We start from the raw sequence: 18,636 nt of genomic DNA on the forward strand, positions 1-18,636 counted from the left end.
TAGACGGGGGCTTATTAATTAATAAAATTTCTCATTCCTCTGATCAGTAAAACCTTATTGGTCCCATTAATCCAAAAGCCTACATCACCATAATTGAAAAATGGCAGATCATACTTTAAAGGATTGAAAGTATTTGGGTTATAAACGGTTTCAGCGCTCAGACCGGGAACATACTTATTAAATAACGGCTGATTATTCAGGGCCGGAAATTTATCCATCGCGGTAGCAGCATCTAGATCCATAATCTGGATACGCTCATTGAGCAATTGATTGAGCAGGGCAAGCCTTTGCGGATCTTGTGCTAGAATGCTATTCAGGCTACTGCCATAAACAGCCGCAATTTTTGGATTGATGGTGCTATTAGAACTTTGCGCTTGTGCCTGGCCGAATAAACCAAGACCGGCAAACAGGAATAGTAGAATCTTCTTTCTCATTAATATAATCTTAAAAGGGTGACCCATAATAAACTATAGACGTGTTAAAGGTAAAAAAAGTTGGTCGATTTCTTAAATTTTTATTCTTTTCTTTGTAAAAACAATCAGCTCAAACAAATGCTTACCCTCCTCTCAAATATAAAATCACTCTTACAGATCAGAACCATCGAAGAGACCCGCGTTTTGGGACTGGATATGAAATTCCTGCCCCAAATCGAAAATGCCTATCTTATCCTTGAAGACGGTAAGATTCATTCCTATGGCTCGATGTCGGAGTTACCCATGTTACAAATCAATGAAACGATTGATGCCAGCGGTCGCATGGTGCTGCCTACCTGGATCGACGCTCATACCCATTTGGTTTTTGCCGCTTCCCGCGAACAGGAATTTGTAGACCGGATCAATGGCTTGTCCTATGCGGAAATAGCCGCCAAAGGAGGAGGCATTTTGAATTCTGCAGCGAAACTGGCCACGGCTACAGAAGAAGAATTATATGTACAGGCTGCCAGACGGCTCGATCAATTAATTCTGTTGGGTACCGGAGCTATCGAAATAAAAAGTGGTTATGGCCTTTCGGTGGAAAGTGAATTGAAAATGTTGCGCGTGATTCAAAAGCTTAAAGAAGACTACCCACATATCCCGATAAAATCCAGTTTTTTGGCGGCGCATGCTTTTCCGTTAATATATAGGGAAAACCACCAGGCTTATATTGACATCATCATCAATGAAATGTTGCCTTTGGTGGCGGCTGAGGAATTGGCCGATTATATGGATGTATTCTGTGAAGAAGGTTTTTTCTCTGTGGCCGAGACAGAACAGCTTCTGGAAGCCGGATGGAAATATGGATTAAAACCCAAAATTCATGCCAATCAATTACACCGCTCCGGAGGCGTACAAGTGGGGGTTAAACACAAAGCTGTAAGTGTTGATCATTTGGAAAGTATGGGTGAAGAGGAAATTGCCAGTTTACGGGGTAGCAATACCATTCCGACTTTGTTGCCGGGCGCCGCTTTTTTCCTGGGTATGCATTACCAACCTGCACGCTTGCTGATCGAAGCCAACCTTCCGGTATGCCTGGCTTCCGATTACAACCCGGGTACCTGTCCGTCGGGCAATATGAATACCTTACTGACGATTGCCTGTACCCAATTAAAAATGACCCCTGAAGAGGCGATTAATGCGCAAACCATCAATGCCGCCGCTGCCATGGAGCTTGAATCTGTGATGGGCAGTATTACGGTAGGTAAAAAAGCGAGTTTGATTCTGACAAAACCAATCCCTTCTGTAGCCTATTTGCCTTATGCCTTTGGTGAAAATTTAATAGAAAGAGTGATTATCTAATCCCATCTTATTATGGAAGTGACATTACACAATGGCGTGAAAATGCCCATGCTGGGTTTGGGCGTATGGAAGACGAGTGAGGGGCAAGAGGTGGAAGATGCCGTTGCCTTTGCTTTGGAACAGGGTTATCGTCATATTGATACCGCTTCCTTCTATAAAAATGAAACCGGCGTTGGTCACGCGATACGCAACAGTAGTGTAGCCAGTGAGGAAATATTTGTAACCACTAAAGTGTGGAACGAAGACCAGGGGTATGCAGCAACGTTCAAGGCTTACGAATCCAGTTTGTCTTTGCTAGGCTTGGATTATGTGGATTTATATTTAGTACATTGGCCGGTAAAAGGCTTATTTAAAGAGACCTGGCGTGCCTTGGAAGATCTGTATCAAGCGGGTAGGGTAAAGGCCATTGGCGTGAGCAACTTTTTGCAACATCATCTGGAAGCGCTATTGCCGGATGCACGCATCGTGCCCATGGTCAACCAACTCGAACATCATCCTTACCTAGTCCAGGCTTCTTTACAGGGATTTTGCAAGGCACATCAAATTCAGTTTGAAGCCTGGAGCCCTTTAATGCAGGGGCGCATATTTGAGATAGAACGATTAAAACAACTTTCTGAAAAATATAGGAAGACCATCGCACAGATTGTGTTGCGCTGGAATATACAAAATGGCATTGTAACCATTCCTAAAAGCGTTAGCCCTCGGCGGATACTGGAAAACAGTCAGATTTTTGATTTTGACTTGAGCCCGGAGGATATGCAGGCGATCAATCAATTGGACAGACAGGAACGCATTGGTCCCGATCCGGATGTCTTTTGTTGAAAAAGGGAAAAGTAAAAGCTTATTTTACCTTTGAGGCTACATAACTATCTACAGTACCAAATAAGAAATCGGGATAGGCAGTGGCAAATTTTGCCTTAACAAATCCACCCAGCAAAGGCCTCGCTGCAGGCTGATTAAGACTTTTCGTGTCGGTTGGAATCAGCTCATAAGCCGCATTGGGATAATAACTCAGCACGCGAAGCGCCAGTTCTACACGATTCATATAGTCGCTACCACCAATATGATAAATGCCTGATTGGCCATCTGTCAATAAAACCAACATCGCTCTGGCGATATCCCAGGCATTGGTCGGAGAAGCAAACTGGTCATAAGGCAATTTTAAAGTCAGCTTCTGGCCTTCTTCACATTGTTGTATGATACGCGCAATAAAATTTTTACCCCTGATCTCATCACCATATACATTAGTAATTCTGAGGACTAAGGTATCGGGTAGTTCTGCTAATGCTTTTGTTTCCGCTTCCAGTTTATGTTGCCCGTAAACACTCAGGGCATTTACCGGAGCCGATTCAGTATAAGGGCCGCTGTTGCCGTCAAATACATAGTCGGTAGAAATATAAACCAGTTTTGCCTTACATGCTTTGGCCAGCTCAATCAGGTTCAAGGTACTCTGTACTGTTTTTTGATAACTCTCTGCTACATTCGTTTCACAATAATCTACATGGGTCAGGGCACCGCAGTGCACAATCACGTCGGGTTGAAATGCTGCTACATCAAAATTGTCAGGATTGCTTGGTTCCAGCGTATTATAATATACTGTATCCGGGGTTGCAAAAGAAAGGTGCGTACCAATCACTTCATGCCCCTGCTCGGTAAAATGTTTTAAACAATTACCGCCCAATAATCCTGATGCTCCCGATATAAATATTTTCATGTATAGAAACGAAAAAGTAAAAATTTAAAATGGTATTGTGCCCGTTTCTTAGTTAAAAGAAAGAGCTATTTCACATAACCCAATATCTTCAACATACTCAACGGCGTTTGCTCCTTAGCATACAACCAGTCTTCCATTTTTCCGTTCTTATCGATATTCACGATTACGTGTTTTGGAGATGGGATCATGCAGTGTTTAATACCGCCATAACCCGATAACTGATCCTGGTAAGCACCTGTATGGAAGAAACCGATATACAAAGGCTCTTTATCCACCGAATCTTTCTCATCCAATTTGGGTAAAAATACGGCATTGATATGCTCTTCAGAAGTATAGAAGTCATGTCCGTCGCAGGTCAGGCCACCAAGGTGCACTTCCTGGTATTCATTTTCCCATTGGTTGATCGGCAACATAAGGAATTTCTCTCCGATACCCCAGGTGTCTGGAAGGGTAGTGATAAAGGAACTGTCGATCATATACCAGATCTCGCGATCATTCTGCATTTTCTCGCCCAGTACACTATAGACTATAGCACCGGCTTCCCCAACGGTAAAAGAACCAAATTCCGTAAATATGTTGGGCATATCTACCTTGTTCTTTTTACAGACATTTTTGATGGTGGAAACAATCTCATTGGCCATATATTGGTAATCATAATCAAAGCCTAAGTTGTGCTTGATCGGGAAACCGCCGCCGATATTGATGCTGTCCAGTTCCGGACAGATCTTTTTCAACTGGCAATACAGATTGATCACTTTACTTAAAGAACTCCAGTAATAGATGTCATCCTTAATCCCCTTATTCATAAAGAAGTGCAGCATTTTCAGCTGAAACTTATTGTTGCCTTTAATCTTATCTACATAAAATTCAAGTACATCTTCCTTACGAATACCCAAACGGGAAGTGTAGAAATCGAAGGTCGGTTCTTCCTCCGCTGCAATACGGATACCCAGGTTTACCGGCTCTTTGGCACGGACAAACTTTTGGTAATCGTCGATCTCTTCTTTATTATCCAGCACCGGAATCACATTATTCCATCCTTCATTCACCAGCTTGGAAATACTTCTGGTGTACTGTTTGGTTTTATATCCATTACAGATAATAAAACGGTCTTTATTGATTTTCTTCTTTGCATACAATTGCCGGATGATATCAATATCATAGGCAAAGGAAGTTTCCAGATGAATATCATGTTTCAGCGCTTCTTCTACAATAAAAGAGAAGTGAGAACTTTTAGTGCAATAACAATAATTATAACTGCCGGGATATTTATGCTTCTTAATCGCATTGGCAAAAAGTTGTTTTGCCCTGTTGATCTGCATGCCTATTTTAGGAAGGAAAGTAAGCTTAAACGGCGTACCATACTTATCGATAAGCTTCTTAATGTCTACACCATTAAATTGTAAATAATTTTCGTGAACATCAAAATCTTCCTGAGGAAAATGAAACGTTTGATCTACAAGACCACGATAAGTATTATTCATCTATATAAAAAACGAAAAATGGGGTTATAATAAATAGGATTAATTAAGGTGCAAACGTACAAATAAATCATTAAATATTACGAAGTCCGTGTATTATTTAATATTTAATACTTCCCCCATTTGGAAATTGTCCCTGAATCCATCACTTTTGCAGCATGAATCAGAATCTTACCGAAGAGGAAATAAAAGCAGGAGCTGTTGTGCTGATCGATAAAGCCTATCGTTGGACTTCCTTCGATGCCATCAGCAAGTTTCGAAGGGCTACCCATGCTAAAATCGGGCATTGCGGCACTTTAGACCCTTTGGCCACCGGCTTACTGATCTGCTGTACCGGTAAGATGACCAAACAAATCGAACAATTTCAGAAACAAGATAAGGAATACACGGGCATCATTCATTTGGGGGCCATCACACCTACTTATGATTTAGAATCAACACCGGAAAACATGGTCTCCGTAAGTGCGCTTACCGAAGCCCAAATCCTGGAAGCGGTAAAACCCTTTACCGGAACCATACAACAGGTACCCCCGGCACATTCGGCCATTAGAAAAGACGGGAAAAGGCTTTATGAACTGGCTCGGGCCGGCCAGGAGGTGGTGATCGAACCGCGTACCGTAACGATCCGTGAATTTGAAATTACCAAGATTGAGCTACCAGAAGTGCATTTCCGTGTTTTATGCAGTACCGGTACTTATATCCGTTCTCTGGCTCATGATTTCGGCAAAACCCTGGGAGTAGGTGGTTATTTACAGGCTTTGCGCCGTACGAAGATTGGGGATTGCTCGGTAGATGAAGCCCGTAATATAGACGAGTGGCTGGAATACCTGCAGCCCATGACCTTTGTTAAAACACCTAAGCAAAGACCGGTAAACCGGAAGAAAAAGAATTTTGAAGAATAATATATTTATGCAAATAATTGAATTAAAAGACAGACCGGACATTACCGGTAATGATAAAGGGAGCAAGGCTTATCTGCAATTAGCCGCCTTGTTAAGTGAAATAAGAAAAAGAGAATTGCCCGATGCAGTAGCCGGTTTGATCAATAATGATGTGGTTGCGCTGAATGCAATCCCTGACGGGGGGAATGAATTATTAAAAGCCATCAGACAGAGGCAAGGTAATATGATCAAAAACCTTGAAAAGCACGTTAAAGTCGTGACCAAGAACTATTATCGTAATATATGGCTGCCGGTAGGAATGACAGCCTTTGGTCTGCCCATAGGCGTTACGATCGGAGTGTCGCTGGGCAAAATGGGACTGCTTGGGGTTGGTCTACCTATTGGGATGTTCATAGGTATTCTTGTCGGTGTCTCTTTAGATAAAAAAGCTTTAAAAGAAGGCAGACAGATGGATATAGATATTAAATACTATTAATCCCATCATTAAGTATATCGTTCATTATATTTCACGAAGAGCCGCCTATCAGGTGGCTTTTTTGTGAAATGTGATGAGAGAATAGGCATTTTTTATTTTATGCGATGTCATTATTATGGTGATCCAAATGTTGCCTTTGGCTCTTTTTATGTAATATTGAGCACGAAACAGATTTATGTGTTTACGGTAAAAAAACATAAAATGAACCCTGCAAGAATTATCATCATTAGCCTGATTGCTTTGCTATGCGGATGCGCTCCTGCCCAAAATAACAGTAGTGACATTGTGCATCATGATGCCAAACCTAATGATGTATTAAGAAAGAAAATTGAAGGAATCATATCAAACAAAAAAGCAGATATCGGGATATCCATTATTAATCCTGGAGAGCATGACTCAATACAGGTAAATGGAGATAGGTTTTATCCTATGTTGAGTACTGTGAAATTTCCCATTGCCTTAACCATTTTGCATAAAGTAGCAGCGGGAGAGTTGTCGATGACTCAAAAAATATTCATTAAAAAAGCGGTGCTCTTAAAAGATACCTGGAGCCCCTTTAGGGAAAAATTTCCGGGAGGAAATATTTCGATAAGCCTGGAAGAAGCGATGCAATGGATGATTTGTTACAGTGATAATAACATGACTGATATGCTGCTTCGTTTAATCGGGGGGCCGGATTCCGTGCAACATTTCATCAACAGCAAACAACTTATCGTAAAGAATAATGAAGAAGAGATGCACAAAGACTGGGCATCCCAATTTGTGAATGAAGTAACTCCTAATGAAGCCACGCGTTTACTGATGATGTTTGATAAAGGAGCAATTCTGAATAAAGAAAATACGCAATGGCTATATAATACCATGGTAAAGAATACAACAGGCGTAAAACGGCTTAAAGGAAAGCTTCCTGAAAATGTAAAAGTAGCCCATCGAACGGGCACATCCTTTACAAATGCTGCCGGGATGACCGGTGCCATCAATGATATCGGCATCATAGAATTGCCCGACGGTAAGAAAATTTATATTGCGGTATTTATTCATGATACTTATGAAAAATTTGATGATGGAGAAGCTATAATCGCGGCTATTGCAAAGGAAGTTTATGAATATAATATTAAAAAATAGAATGGCGTTTATACGTAAAGGAAAACCTAATCTATAACTATCTTTACAGGCGTTTGAGTCCATTTAAACAATGGGCTTGCGGAACAAACGGGCCCATATAGCCTGGCAAATAAGTATAAAATGAAAGAAACTATTATCAATTTTGACAATAAGAAACGCGGTAAAACATTAATTTTTGGTATCGCACTGGTAGTGGCATCCTTATTATTTGTGTATTATTTGGTTGCCTTCGCCCCGAAAATAGAAATTTATTACTTATTACTCTTTTTATTGTGTGCCGGAATGGGGACGTATATGCTCATTGTAGGCATTAAAAATTATCGAGATAAAGATCGTTCAGGATTGATACTCAATGCGGAGGGCCTTGTCTTCAAAGGCACGCCCGTTGCCCGTAAAATCGGGTTGGTTAAATGGGCAGACATCACTTCCTTATCTACCGGCAAAGTCTTTGGCAGTTCTTTTGTTTTTCTAAAACTCAAAAACCCGGAGCAATACCTGCAACAAGTGGCTCCGCAAATTCAAAAAAGCATCCTTGCGCATGGCCTCGGGGTGACCGATAATGAACTGGATATTGATTTTGCCGGATTGCAAAACCTGTTGGAACAATATTACAATGCATCCCAATCGGCGCAATAACCGGGGCCTAATAGCAGAAGTACTAAGAGAAATAGAAGTATTAATTTAGTTTTGATTACCTTAAATTACAATAGAGATGCTTATTGATGTCCATCCAAAACTACCTATGCGTGATAGAGTGAGAACGCTCGATTTTTATGTAACCCAATTAGGCTTCGAGGCATTGGGAAGTGAAGACTTTGAAGCGTATCTGATGTTACGGAAAGACAGCATAGAAATTCACTTCTTTGAATTTAAGGCCTTGGATCCCAAAGAAAATTATGGGCAGGTTTATATCCGTACAGACGATATAGATCATTTGTACCAATCACTATTAGACAAAAAGATACCCATACATCCTAACGCGCCGTTACAGATCAAACCCTGGGGACAAAAGGAGTTTTCTTTACTGGATCCCGATAATAACCTGCTGACTTTCGGACAGGGTGTCCTATAAATAGTCCGGAAACCATTTAGTAGTACTTATGATTATTCTATTACAATAGGTTCCGCAAAATATAAGGGCTGCTGTTGCTCATTATTAAATAAAGGCGCATTGTCCACCATTTGCTCCACTTTACTCAAGTATGCCTTCACTTCTGGTGTATACTCGTTGGGGTATAGTTGCAAGTCGTCCTTCTTAGGGAAGAAAAAGAGCTCGAAATAAACGATTTTTCCCGTTTCATTAAGCACACAATTACTCAGGTGAATCCTGAGATCATTATTGTTGAATTTAGGCACCTTCATCTTTTCTTTAGCAATATTTTTCTTCAGGTACTTTTCAATAGACTTCCGGGTTTTAGTGGCCACATCATTGCCTACTTTTACCCCATTGAGCGATAAAAGATGCCCCCTGTTGAGTACTTTTACTATAGTATCCTTTCCGGTATATTGGCTTACACTGGTTACCTTGTCATTCACCATTTCCCATTCCAGTTTATTGCCTTTATAGGTTGTCGTTCTGGTACTGTTTTTTTGAGCCCATACGGAAGCGGTACTGATCATCATCAGTGTGCAAAGTAGTGTTCCTTTTATATTCATGTGTGTATTGTTTTTCCTGGTACAAGATAAGCCCCCTGGTTTTAAAATGCAAGTCCGGCGGCTTGAAAACTATTTGTTATTTTCTTGTAGATATGATGCAATTTGTGATTATTAAAATAAAATTACCTGATCGTAAAACAGCCTATAAGAGCGGCCTGTAAAGCATACAGCATATAATCCTAAGACTATATGCTGTGCTTTCAAATCCTCAATAATATGTGCCCGTTCTAATGTGTATATGTCCGAAGGTGATTTCGTATTATGGCGTAATCACCAGCTTTGCTGTGTATAATTTACGGGAATGGATTTTCAGGATATACGTTCCTGCAGGCAGGTCCTGATGCAATAAAGAAAATTTATTATTGTTGATATTCTTAGACTGGTAGATCATCTGGCCATTGATATCCATGATGTCAATCTGGTCGATCGGGTAGGGCGATTCAATAACACTTCTGTTACCACTTTTCGTCGGATTAGGGTACACGCTCACGGTGTTTTGTCCCTGCTCATTCTGGTGTATTTTCACCACATTAGAAAAGCTTTCCTTACCGTCGGCAGTCGTCATTTTGAGTCGGTAATAATTTTCTCCTTTTGCCGGCTCCTCATTAAGAAAACTATATGCTCCTTTAAGGCTGGTATTTACCCTGGTATTGTAAATGTCGGCATAGTCCTTACCATTAATACCTTGTTGTAGTGTATAGCGCTCCAGCGGATCTTCGCCGGCCACTTTCCACTGCAATAAATGTGACATTCCTTCTACTTTGCCCGAAAAATCCAGCAGGTGTAGGGGTAAAGGGCTGCCCAGCATTTCGAAAGATACGCGGTTAGATACTTCATTGTAAGAATCGTTAGTGAACAATACGATAAAATAATTACCGGCCTGTTGTGGCATGGACGAGTCTGGTATGCCTCTGCTGCCAGATGGTTGCCCGTTGATATAGGTATAGCTGATCAGCGGATTCACATTCGGATCGTCCCCATCATGATAAATACCCAACCAGTCTTTAGGATTGCCCGGTCCGTCCAGCCAGGTCGCAGAGATGTATTCGCCCAGGTTATAGGTCGTTTGGTTTGTGGTGAGTGTGGTAATGGTGTCTCCAACCGAAAAATAAGTGCGCGCACCTGCTTCAAAATACTGATCTCTTAAAAAATAAGTAGCAAAATAATAGCCTTTAGGCAGGTTTGATACATTATAGACCCCATTTGCAGCAGTAATATAAGTCCATTTCACAGAAGCCGGGCCACCGGGTGTCATCCCGATTTTGTATACACCAATCCAATCATTCGTTAATGCCGGGGCATTGCTATAGGTAATGGGTACGGGCTGTCCGACACTGTAATGGGGAGAAGAGGTACTTAAAGAAGGTGAAGGTCCATAATAAAAGGGCACCCTTGCTGCAATCTCAGTATAACCACCATCTCCGAAATAGGCCACATAATATTCATTTGGCTGTGTCAGCGTAAAGTTCAGGGTTCCGTTGGCTCCATTCGTATTCTGCCAGGTTTGAGAAGGGGTCGAAGCGCCGGGAGTCTGTCCCTTTTTATAGAGGCCAATCCAGGCCGCCGGATTAGGGCTCCCATTACTAAAGGTGACATGGATTGTACTGCCTGGAGTATAATGATTGGTATCCAAGCTCACTACGGGATTAACCACAATACTATTGTATACCTTGAAGGAATCTGTTACAGACCAGGAAGACCAGCTTTGGTTACGGTCCCGATGGCGCAATCTTACATAGTGCCAGCCATTCGGTATGGTACCGGCAGCCAAGGTGTACTCATTGATATTAATACCGAGGTTTTGATCGGCAGAAGTGTCGGGTGTACTTCCCGGTACTGCTCCGAACAGGTCTTCATAGTGACGGTAACTGCTTTTTTCCGGTACAGTGAAATTGCGATCCAAGGCTACCTGAAACTCCGTAGAGTTCAATCGTTCACCTGCAGCAGACTGAAAGTTTGAGCCGCTAAGGGTAAGCGGTAACTGCAGAGAATCGGCAAAAGTATTGGTTATAGATGGGCGTACCGGCGGCGGGGCATTTTTATAGCGGTGAAAAGAATCGATCACCATATTTTCCCGTTTCCCGTATATGCTCCCGATGGAAAAAGTGGTTACATCAATCTTATCATTGATCATATCTAAATCTACCAATTGATAAGCCCATTGTGAGATGGTTTTTTGTACATCATCAAAATTTTGCTCTGTAGCCATACCCCAATACTGATCCCAGGCGGTACCTCCGGATATAATATTATATGCCGGTACATCCTTCATTTGTCCCCTTGCATAAAGGTGATGATGCGCGCCGACATGCATAAAGAACTTAGGCGATTGCATGGCATAAGGTACTACCGTATTACGGATCCAGGGAGAAATGTCGCCCACATACTGCTCTGCCTGATAAGGGCGGTGTGCAATCGTGATGATCCACTTTACCGTAGGGTCAGCATTGGCCGTATCGATTACTTTTTTGATCCAGTTAAATTGGTTGCCGCCGGTATTCTCTGTATTCATATAAGCGATTACGAGGTTGCCCGATTGGAACGCATAATAGTCTTCCGTACCGGAGTATATCCCTTTATAATGCATACTGTCCAGCACAAAGTGATTATAATAAGCCTGCATTTGCAGCGTACCATAGGTTTCATGGTTACCCACTGCAGTTTGTATAGGCAGGTAAGGAGAAAGGTAGCGGGATTTCTTCAGGTGTACATTTTCGTAATGATCCAAAGTACCCACATCTACCTGATCGCCCAGGTTAAGAATAAAAGAAACCGAATCATTATAATTAGGTCCGTATAACTCCGTCATCTTTCTTTTTGCCGCCACCATGAGTGAATCATAACGGGGTTGTGCTTTGATCTGGTTATCTCCGAGGATTAGAAAGCGCATCCGGCCACTGGCATTCGGTGCCGCTCCGACTACAGGAAGGGTACGGAAAGAACAGATGATACTGGAGTCATTATTGCTCACCACACGGTAATAGTACTTGGTTGCAGGTTGCAGCGCCTGCAACTTTACCGTATGGTAAAAATAGTTATTACTGTAACCCACATCGGTCATCACCTGTGTGCTGCCCGATAAGGTTTGATCCAAATTGTTAGGCGTAAGGCCGTAACGAACTATAGGACTCACCGCAGCACTTGTTTTCCAGTTGACAACGATAGAGCGTGGCGTAATGGCCTGAAGATAGGGGTCGATGGTCTGTGCCCGAAGCAATGCCGGCAAGATCAAGAAGACGGCTGCTATCAATCCTTTAAGTAAACTTTTGTTCATAAATTTCATTTTCCAATTGGCTGCGAAAGTACCGGCCTTATATTGCCTCCCTGTTACGCATTTATTACCCCTCTGTTACCTTCCAGAACAAACAGGTTAAACAAGGGATGTGGGTGTATTAGGGGATAATGCTTAATGATTTGAGCAGATCACATAGAAGCCATTTTCAACAAAATGAACCCGTTGTTCTGTACCAGAATAGCAGCGGTAATGAGTGCCGAATCCGGTGATCTAAGCATGATTTATAAAAAAACACGTGTACAGAAAAGTGCAATTCAAGGGAAATAGGCATAAGCCTAAGGGTCTTCCCGATTTTATATAGAATATATTATCTTTAGCGGCTCCCTTAAGTAATATTATCATGGAATTTGATTTTTATACTAGATACCTCAGCCTTGGTGAAGAAGACTTGTTCTATATCCTGAACAATCCTGAAAAGCATCAACCTAAGGCCGTAGAAAGTGCCCGTCAGGTATTGCAGGAACGAGGGATAGGAGAAGATGATTTTAAAGCCTATAAGAAAAAGACTACAGCGGCATTTGTTGATGAACGCGCGCAAGATTATGGGGAATATGATATTTTTAATAGCATAGAGGGTTCAGACCTGATAAACCCCAAAATGGATAAGTATCATAAGCGGATAATGGCATTATCAGTATTCCAGGGCATTTTCGCTTATTTCGGTATCATTATGGCGATCCGAAATATGATCATATTTGACTATTGCACGGTTGAGTCCCTTTTTGGGATAATGTACAGATTTGCCTTTTTTCCTTTACTTATCTATTTTCTTTACAAAAAAAAGCCCTGGGGATGGATATTATTTGTTTTCAATTTAATATTACCCATACCTTCTTATCTTCGATCAATATATGGTACTTTGTCCAGGGGTATGTACGATGATTGGAATATTGGATTTTTAGTGGGACAACTCGTAACGTATATCCTACTGTTCCTTTTACTCCGATTTATGTGTTTCAGATATGTACACCAATATTATGGTATATCCGTGGCGCGTCGCAAACAGGTACTGAAGTATAGTGTGCTCATTCTGCTGGCGATAGAATTTCTTTCTTATCTGTTCCGACAATTATATCCTTAAAAACATCTTTTGGCGTACATTTGCATCAAATTTTCAATAAATGTCCATCAGAATATTAGTAACAGGCGGTACTTTTGATAAAGAGTACGATATGATCAATGGTAAACTGGATTTTGAGGAAACACATGTGCCCGAAATGTTGCAATTAGGCCGTTGTACCATAGAAACCGAAGTGCGCACCCTGATGATGGTGGACAGCCTGGAAATGACGGACACCGACAGAGAAGTGATACTGCATAATTGTAAAAAAGCATCAGAAGAACGCATTCTGATCACACATGGTACCGATACCATGGCCGAAACGGCCGAGTATCTTGCAAAGGAAAATCTTGCGAAGACGATTGTGATCACAGGTGCTATGATTCCCTATAAATTCGGAAGTTCCGATGGCTTCTTTAACCTGGGTGCGGCCCTGGCCTTTCTGCAAACCTTGCCACATGGTGTATATGTTGCTATGAACGGTCGTTATTATGCCTGGGATAATGTACGTAAAAATAAAAAAACGGGCTTCTTTGAAACCCTGAAATAATCGTGGATACAAGTTTTATAAAATCGGCTAAAGAACATCAGGTACAATACCGTAACTTCTTGAAAAAGGCCAATAAGAATAAGGTGTTAGACATCTTACCTGATCTGCATGAAGAGGCCTTTACGCATGTAGACTGTCTCACTTGTGCTAATTGCTGTAAAAATTATTCTCCGCGATTTAAGATGCCCGATATCAAACGTATTGCCCGGCATCTTCGCATGAAAGAAGTGGCATTTATCGATACTTATCTTAAGTTGGATACCGAGGGTGATTATGTAGTAAAATCCAGTCCCTGCCCGTTTTTGGGATCAGATAATTATTGCAGCATCTACGAGGAAAGACCCAGAGATTGTGCCCGTTTTCCCTATACCGATGAGGATGTATTGCTCAAACAACCCGATCTTACCCTTAAGAATACCACTGTTTGTCCGGCCATGTATTATGTGATGGAGCGGCTCATTAAGTTGTAAGGACTACCGTCTGATAACGGTAATCTATCGTTAAACTTATGGACAACATGTTTTCTGTCCACGTATTGACCTAATATTGCCGGCAAAAGAGATTACTTTGAAATTCTTTAAGAAAATGATGTTCGTTTTATTGACAATCGTTGTATTGCTTGCCGCTACGGTATGGCTTTATATGCGCCAGGACAAATTTGGTGCCGTACCTACCGGAGCGCGTTTAGAACGTATGAAGCAATCGCCTCATTATAAAGATGGTGTTTTTCAGAATATACACCATACCCCCTCCCTGACAGAAGGGTATTCTATGCTGGGCGTGCTGTGGGATTTTATCGTTACCAAATATCCGCACACCATACCGGTAGACCGTATCCCTTCGCTAAAAACAGATTTAGGACACCTGAATCCTGAAGAAGACGTGCTCGTTTGGTTTGGTCATTCGTCCTATTTTATACAATTAGAAGGCAAAAAAATATTGGTAGACCCTGTATTAAGCGGAAATGCTTCTCCAATCGGCGGTACCAATAAATCTTTTCTGGGTACCGATACTTATACCGTAGCCGATCTTCCTGCTATTGATTACCTCATTATTTCGCATGATCATTACGATCATCTGGATTATGAAACCGTTAAAGCTTTAGAGGCCAAAACGGCACACGTGATCTGCGGTCTCGGGGTAGGTGCACACTTTGAAAAATGGGGCTATCCGGCCGATAAGATTATCGAAAAAGATTGGAACGAAGAAGTTGATTTGGGCAAGGGAATGGTGATCCATACCACACCGGCGCGGCATTTCTCGGGCAGAGCCTTTAAACGAAATGGTACCTTGTGGATGTCTATGGTGCTCCAGACACCAAACAAAAAAATATTCGTTGGTGGAGATAGTGGCTATGACACACATTTTGCCGAAATCGGCGCAAAATATGGTCCCTTTGACCTGGCCATTTTAGAAAATGGTCAGTACAATGATCGTTGGCACTATATCCACTGCTTACCTGACGAAGTGATTAAAGCGGCGCAGGATCTGAAAGCCAAAAAATTATTCCCGGTGCATTCCTCTAAATTCAAATTGGCCAATCATCCTTGGGATGAACCTTTGATTAAAATAAAAGAGAATGCGGCTAAAAATAACCTTCCCCTCATTACCCCGATGATTGGTGAAAAAGTAGACCTTAACAATGATCAGCAGCAATTTAAAGACTGGTGGCTGGGTTTGCATTAATAGCGCTCGAGATATAAAGTATATAATATATAATAATACAATATGACAGCCCGGGCAATCCGGGATTGGGACACTATGTTTAGGTGTATGCCAGATGTCAGCCTTGACTGGTCGCGGGTAAGTAGCAAGCGGCTTGGAATCTTTATGCGAGGGCACCCCGCCATTTTATACATTCAAAAATAATAGTACCATTTATCGGCGAAACACCCATCGAAAAGTTTGCCTACACACCTTGTGTAGATAATCAATGATGGTATAACAGATAAAAAAGCCGAAACCAGAATATACAAAACGGTTCTATGGATTACGGACAGAATACCCAGTACTTTTATTTAATTCTTTATCGAAAATGCATTAAATGGGATGTATAATAAGCGTGTAGCGAATGATATAAAAAGATGTTGATGGGGTTACATCAGCTTCAAGATGAAACAAAAATAATCATAGGTAGCATCAAAAAATAATATGCTAAAATGCAATAGAATGCTTATTTTTAAATCATTAAATGTTACACAATTATGAATTCACCTATTGTTATTTCAGAAATATTTAAAGTCCCCGCGGCGCAGATTTGGCAAGCGTTAACCGATAAAAAGGCGATGGAAACCTGGTATTTCGATATTCCTGATTTTGTCTTGGAAGAAGGGGCCGTATTTAATTTTTATGAAGGAGCGCAGAAGATGTTCCATCACCAATGTACGATACAGGAAATTGAAACCCATAAAAGACTCAAGCATACCTGGACGCATCCGAGCCACTCTAAGGGTGTTTCCGTTGTTTCCTGGACTTTGGAAGACCGGGATGGAGAAACAAAAGTTACTTTGGTGCATGATGGGATTGAAAATTTTGAAGATGCGGGTGCAGATTTTTCTAAAGAGAATTTTGAATATGGCTGGGATGGCATCATCCGTATAAACCTGCGTAATTACCTGTATCATATTGAAAGGCTGCCGTTTACAATTGAGATTAATGCCCCGAAAGAAAAAGTATGGGAAGCCCTTTGGGATAAGGATAAATATACGATCTGGACCAATCCTTTTTGCGAAGGCTCTTATTATGAAGGGGAAATCGAACCCGATGGCGATATACGCTTTCTGGCACCCGATGGTTCCGGTATGTACAGCAGTATTATGTATTTGAAGGAGCAGGAGCAAATTGTTTTTAGCCATATTGGTGCCGTAAAAGACGGAGAAGACCTTCCGGTAGACGAAGAAACGCAAAAATGGACGGGTAGTTTAGAAATGTACACGCTAACTGAAAAAGACGGTGTAACCACCTTAATCGCTGAGGTAGATATTGATGAAAAGCATAAAGCATTTATGATGAAACAATTTCCATTAGCCTTACAGGCTTTAAAGACCCTGGCAGAATCCTGATCAATAATATAACCACAAACAGATAATGGACGTGAAACGGCTGAGCCCGATGCTCTGGACCGATCGACTGGAAGAAACCATCGCCTTTTATGTAACGGTGCTCGGATTTACCTGTGCCGAATATAATGATACATGGGGCTGGGCCGCGCTACACTGCGGTGCAGCAGAACTGATGCTGGCACGGCCCAATGAGCATATGCCTTTTAAGACGCCGCAATTTACAGGGTCCTTCTATTTTCAGATCGACGCGGTAGATGACTGGTATGAAAAAATTAAAGAGCAGGTATCCATCGTCTATACTCCCGAAACCTTTGAATGGGGTATGCGGGAATTTGCCATCCGGGATAATAACGGATATATGTTGCAATTCGGAACCTCAATAGAAAACACTTAATTCCTTAAATAAAATAACAATGGCAAAAGTAAGCACCTATCTTAATTTTCCCCGACATACGGAGGAGGCTTTTAATTTTTATAAATCCGTTTTTGGTGGCGAGTTTGGCGGCATGGGCGTAATGCGCCTGGGGCATATGCCACCACAGGAAGGCGCACCGGAACTGTCGGAAGAAGATAAAAACTTAATCATGCACATTGAATTGCCGATTTTAGGCGGACATAGTTTAATGGGAACCGATGCACCGGAATCTTTGGGCTTCACCGTAAATGTTGGTAATAATGTACACCTCAATTTGGAACCGGACTCTAGAGAAGAGGCCGATCGCTTGTTCCAGGGGCTTTCAGAAGGTGGTAAAGTAACCATGCCGCTGCAGAACATGTTTTGGGGGGCTTATTACGGAAGCTGTACCGATAAATACGGAATACAATGGATGTTTAATTGTAAATAATACATATCATAAAACGTAAAGAGGGGCGGGTACTGTTGTCAGTAACCGCCCTTTTTATTTGTTAGCAATTGTATAAATTCCGAAATGTATAAGTATTTATTCCCGATTTTGCAATTGCCTTAAGCTTGTTTTGTCGAATTTTACATAAAAATTACAAAACGATAAAACAATGGAAAATAATAAGAACTTTGTAGCAATTAATTACATCGACTGTGACGATCATTATAAAGACCGTTTCGAGACTTTGTTTGCGAGCAGAGCACACGCGATCGACAGAATGCAAGGGTTTGTAGACATGCAAGTATTAAAACCACAAGACGATAGTGGCAGATATCTGATCGTGAGCTTTTGGGAAAATGAAGATGCCTTTAAAGACTGGACCAAATCGCCGGAATTTATTGAAGGACATAAAAGAGGTTTCGAAGATATCGCCATCGCGAAAAAAGAAGGTAAAACACCTCCGATGAAATCTGATTTTAAAACGTATAAAGTAATCAGCAGATAATGGACACAAAAGTAAACGAAGAAACCGCCAAAAGTGGAAAAAAGAAATGGCTTAAGCGATTAGGGGTCTTCGGCTTTTTGTTTTTTCTGATTAAGGGCTTAGCCTGGATCGCTGTTGCAGTTGCCGCCTGGTATGGCGTTAAGCTGTTTTAGCCTTTCCCGGATAGTACTACGATACAAAAAAGCGATGGA

21 protein-coding genes are annotated in these 18,636 nt (G+C 41.5%); 16 read left to right on the plus strand and 5 right to left on the minus strand.

Annotated features, from left to right (window positions below; genetic code table 11):
* Nucleotides 1-14: 14 nt before the first annotated feature.
* On the minus strand, nt 15-434 hold the full coding sequence (locus tag DBR32_RS08505; RefSeq protein ID WP_124635890.1) for a hypothetical protein: 420 nt from the start codon (nt 432-434) through the stop codon (nt 15-17).
* Nucleotides 435-551: 117 nt separating this feature from the next.
* On the opposite strand from DBR32_RS08505, the gene hutI reads away from it, so the two are divergent.
* Both hutI and DBR32_RS08515 read left to right on the plus strand, forming a co-directional pair.
* Complete coding sequence (hutI, locus tag DBR32_RS08510) at nt 552-1,775, plus strand: imidazolonepropionase (RefSeq protein ID WP_124635891.1); 1,224 nt, start codon at nt 552-554, stop codon at nt 1,773-1,775.
* A gap of 12 nt (nt 1,776-1,787) precedes the next feature.
* Nucleotides 1,788-2,597 (plus strand): aldo/keto reductase, encoded by an 810-nt coding sequence (locus DBR32_RS08515; RefSeq protein WP_124635892.1) that lies wholly within the window; start codon nt 1,788-1,790, stop codon nt 2,595-2,597.
* Between the two features lie 19 nt (nt 2,598-2,616).
* Here the strand turns inward: DBR32_RS08515 and DBR32_RS08520 are convergent, their stop codons facing one another.
* Together DBR32_RS08520 and DBR32_RS08525 are read right to left on the minus strand one after the other, a co-directional pair.
* Nucleotides 2,617-3,489: an SDR family oxidoreductase gene (locus tag DBR32_RS08520; protein WP_124635893.1), complete on the minus strand. Its 873-nt coding sequence runs from the start codon at nt 3,487-3,489 to the stop codon at nt 2,617-2,619.
* Nucleotides 3,490-3,554: 65 nt separating this feature from the next.
* Entirely contained in the window at nt 3,555-4,973 is a 1,419-nt protein-coding gene (locus DBR32_RS08525) for an arginine decarboxylase (protein WP_124635894.1), read from the minus strand.
* Nucleotides 4,974-5,128: 155 nt separating this feature from the next.
* Between DBR32_RS08525 and truB the strand changes: the two genes are divergently transcribed.
* The 5 genes from truB to DBR32_RS08550 all read left to right on the plus strand — a co-directional run bounded on the left by truB (nt 5,129) and on the right by DBR32_RS08550 (nt 8,544).
* Complete coding sequence (gene truB / locus DBR32_RS08530) at nt 5,129-5,872, plus strand: tRNA pseudouridine(55) synthase TruB (RefSeq protein ID WP_124635895.1); 744 nt, start codon at nt 5,129-5,131, stop codon at nt 5,870-5,872.
* A gap of 7 nt (nt 5,873-5,879) precedes the next feature.
* Nucleotides 5,880-6,347 (plus strand): hypothetical protein, encoded by a 468-nt coding sequence (locus tag DBR32_RS08535; protein WP_124635896.1) that lies wholly within the window; start codon nt 5,880-5,882, stop codon nt 6,345-6,347.
* A 201-nt stretch (nt 6,348-6,548) separates the two neighbouring features.
* Entirely contained in the window at nt 6,549-7,472 is a 924-nt protein-coding gene (bla, locus tag DBR32_RS08540; protein WP_124635897.1) for a class A beta-lactamase, read from the plus strand.
* A gap of 120 nt (nt 7,473-7,592) precedes the next feature.
* Nucleotides 7,593-8,108: an STM3941 family protein gene (locus DBR32_RS08545; protein ID WP_124635898.1), complete on the plus strand. Its 516-nt coding sequence runs from the start codon at nt 7,593-7,595 to the stop codon at nt 8,106-8,108.
* Between the two features lie 76 nt (nt 8,109-8,184).
* Nucleotides 8,185-8,544, plus strand: a complete 360-nt coding sequence (locus DBR32_RS08550; RefSeq protein ID WP_124635899.1) for a VOC family protein — start codon at nt 8,185-8,187, stop codon at nt 8,542-8,544.
* 32 nt (nt 8,545-8,576) lie between these two features.
* Here the strand turns inward: DBR32_RS08550 and DBR32_RS08555 are convergent, their stop codons facing one another.
* Both DBR32_RS08555 and DBR32_RS08560 read right to left on the minus strand, forming a co-directional pair.
* Complete coding sequence (locus DBR32_RS08555; protein WP_124635900.1) at nt 8,577-9,128, minus strand: hypothetical protein; 552 nt, start codon at nt 9,126-9,128, stop codon at nt 8,577-8,579.
* Between the two features lie 259 nt (nt 9,129-9,387).
* On the minus strand, nt 9,388-12,402 hold the full coding sequence (locus DBR32_RS08560) for a fibronectin type III domain-containing protein (protein WP_158605943.1): 3,015 nt from the start codon (nt 12,400-12,402) through the stop codon (nt 9,388-9,390).
* A 361-nt stretch (nt 12,403-12,763) separates the two neighbouring features.
* Here DBR32_RS08560 and DBR32_RS08565 point away from each other — a divergent pair, with 361 nt between their 5' ends.
* From DBR32_RS08565 to DBR32_RS15645, 9 genes are all read left to right on the plus strand, one after another.
* Nucleotides 12,764-13,504, plus strand: a complete 741-nt coding sequence (locus tag DBR32_RS08565; protein ID WP_124635902.1) for a hypothetical protein — start codon at nt 12,764-12,766, stop codon at nt 13,502-13,504.
* A gap of 40 nt (nt 13,505-13,544) precedes the next feature.
* On the plus strand, nt 13,545-14,033 hold the full coding sequence (locus DBR32_RS08570) for an asparaginase domain-containing protein (RefSeq protein ID WP_124635903.1): 489 nt from the start codon (nt 13,545-13,547) through the stop codon (nt 14,031-14,033).
* 2 nt (nt 14,034-14,035) lie between these two features.
* The gene (locus tag DBR32_RS08575) at nt 14,036-14,503 is read left to right on the plus strand and encodes a YkgJ family cysteine cluster protein (RefSeq protein ID WP_233559694.1); all 468 of its coding nucleotides are present in this window, start codon (nt 14,036-14,038) and stop codon (nt 14,501-14,503) included.
* A 115-nt stretch (nt 14,504-14,618) separates the two neighbouring features.
* A complete protein-coding gene (locus tag DBR32_RS08580; RefSeq protein WP_233559695.1) occupies nt 14,619-15,719 on the plus strand; it encodes an MBL fold metallo-hydrolase in 1,101 nt (366 codons plus the stop codon).
* Between the two features lie 518 nt (nt 15,720-16,237).
* Nucleotides 16,238-17,095 (plus strand): SRPBCC domain-containing protein, encoded by an 858-nt coding sequence (locus DBR32_RS15575; RefSeq protein ID WP_158605944.1) that lies wholly within the window; start codon nt 16,238-16,240, stop codon nt 17,093-17,095.
* Nucleotides 17,096-17,120: 25 nt separating this feature from the next.
* Nucleotides 17,121-17,489, plus strand: a complete 369-nt coding sequence (locus tag DBR32_RS08590) for a VOC family protein (protein ID WP_124635905.1) — start codon at nt 17,121-17,123, stop codon at nt 17,487-17,489.
* Nucleotides 17,490-17,508: 19 nt separating this feature from the next.
* Complete coding sequence (locus DBR32_RS08595; protein ID WP_124635906.1) at nt 17,509-17,940, plus strand: VOC family protein; 432 nt, start codon at nt 17,509-17,511, stop codon at nt 17,938-17,940.
* 169 nt (nt 17,941-18,109) lie between these two features.
* The gene (locus tag DBR32_RS08600) at nt 18,110-18,445 is read left to right on the plus strand and encodes an antibiotic biosynthesis monooxygenase (RefSeq protein ID WP_124635907.1); all 336 of its coding nucleotides are present in this window, start codon (nt 18,110-18,112) and stop codon (nt 18,443-18,445) included.
* A complete protein-coding gene (locus DBR32_RS15645) occupies nt 18,445-18,597 on the plus strand; it encodes a hypothetical protein (RefSeq protein WP_199724426.1) in 153 nt (50 codons plus the stop codon). Before DBR32_RS08600 ends, DBR32_RS15645 begins: the two co-directional genes overlap by 1 nt.
* Nucleotides 18,598-18,636 lie beyond the last annotated feature (39 nt).

Source organism: Taibaiella sp. KBW10, from assembly GCF_003852495.1.
Taxonomy (GTDB): Bacteria; Bacteroidota; Bacteroidia; order Chitinophagales; family Chitinophagaceae; genus Edaphocola.

Excerpts from the sequence above, each read along its gene's own strand:
- DBR32_RS08505 (WP_124635890.1), bottom strand. The coding sequence starts at position 434 with ATGAGAAAGAAGATTCTACTATTCCTGTTTGCCGGTCTTGGTTTATTC.
- hutI (WP_124635891.1), top strand. The coding sequence starts at position 552 with ATGCTTACCCTCCTCTCAAATATAAAATCACTCTTACAGATCAGAACC.
- DBR32_RS08515 (WP_124635892.1), top strand. The coding sequence starts at position 1,788 with ATGGAAGTGACATTACACAATGGCGTGAAAATGCCCATGCTGGGTTTG.
- DBR32_RS08520 (WP_124635893.1), bottom strand. The coding sequence starts at position 3,489 with ATGAAAATATTTATATCGGGAGCATCAGGATTATTGGGCGGTAATTGT.
- DBR32_RS08525 (WP_124635894.1), bottom strand. The coding sequence starts at position 4,973 with ATGAATAATACTTATCGTGGTCTTGTAGATCAAACGTTTCATTTTCCT.
- truB (WP_124635895.1), top strand. The coding sequence starts at position 5,129 with ATGAATCAGAATCTTACCGAAGAGGAAATAAAAGCAGGAGCTGTTGTG.
- DBR32_RS08535 (WP_124635896.1), top strand. The coding sequence starts at position 5,880 with ATGCAAATAATTGAATTAAAAGACAGACCGGACATTACCGGTAATGAT.
- bla (WP_124635897.1), top strand. The coding sequence starts at position 6,549 with ATGAACCCTGCAAGAATTATCATCATTAGCCTGATTGCTTTGCTATGC.
- DBR32_RS08545 (WP_124635898.1), top strand. The coding sequence starts at position 7,593 with ATGAAAGAAACTATTATCAATTTTGACAATAAGAAACGCGGTAAAACA.
- DBR32_RS08550 (WP_124635899.1), top strand. The coding sequence starts at position 8,185 with ATGCTTATTGATGTCCATCCAAAACTACCTATGCGTGATAGAGTGAGA.
- DBR32_RS08555 (WP_124635900.1), bottom strand. The coding sequence starts at position 9,128 with ATGAATATAAAAGGAACACTACTTTGCACACTGATGATGATCAGTACC.
- DBR32_RS08560 (WP_158605943.1), bottom strand. The coding sequence starts at position 12,402 with ATGAACAAAAGTTTACTTAAAGGATTGATAGCAGCCGTCTTCTTGATC.
- DBR32_RS08565 (WP_124635902.1), top strand. The coding sequence starts at position 12,764 with ATGGAATTTGATTTTTATACTAGATACCTCAGCCTTGGTGAAGAAGAC.
- DBR32_RS08570 (WP_124635903.1), top strand. The coding sequence starts at position 13,545 with ATGTCCATCAGAATATTAGTAACAGGCGGTACTTTTGATAAAGAGTAC.
- DBR32_RS08580 (WP_233559695.1), top strand. The coding sequence starts at position 14,619 with ATGATGTTCGTTTTATTGACAATCGTTGTATTGCTTGCCGCTACGGTA.
- DBR32_RS15575 (WP_158605944.1), top strand. The coding sequence starts at position 16,238 with ATGAATTCACCTATTGTTATTTCAGAAATATTTAAAGTCCCCGCGGCG.
- DBR32_RS08590 (WP_124635905.1), top strand. The coding sequence starts at position 17,121 with ATGGACGTGAAACGGCTGAGCCCGATGCTCTGGACCGATCGACTGGAA.
- DBR32_RS08595 (WP_124635906.1), top strand. The coding sequence starts at position 17,509 with ATGGCAAAAGTAAGCACCTATCTTAATTTTCCCCGACATACGGAGGAG.
- DBR32_RS08600 (WP_124635907.1), top strand. The coding sequence starts at position 18,110 with ATGGAAAATAATAAGAACTTTGTAGCAATTAATTACATCGACTGTGAC.
- DBR32_RS15645 (WP_199724426.1), top strand. The coding sequence starts at position 18,445 with ATGGACACAAAAGTAAACGAAGAAACCGCCAAAAGTGGAAAAAAGAAA.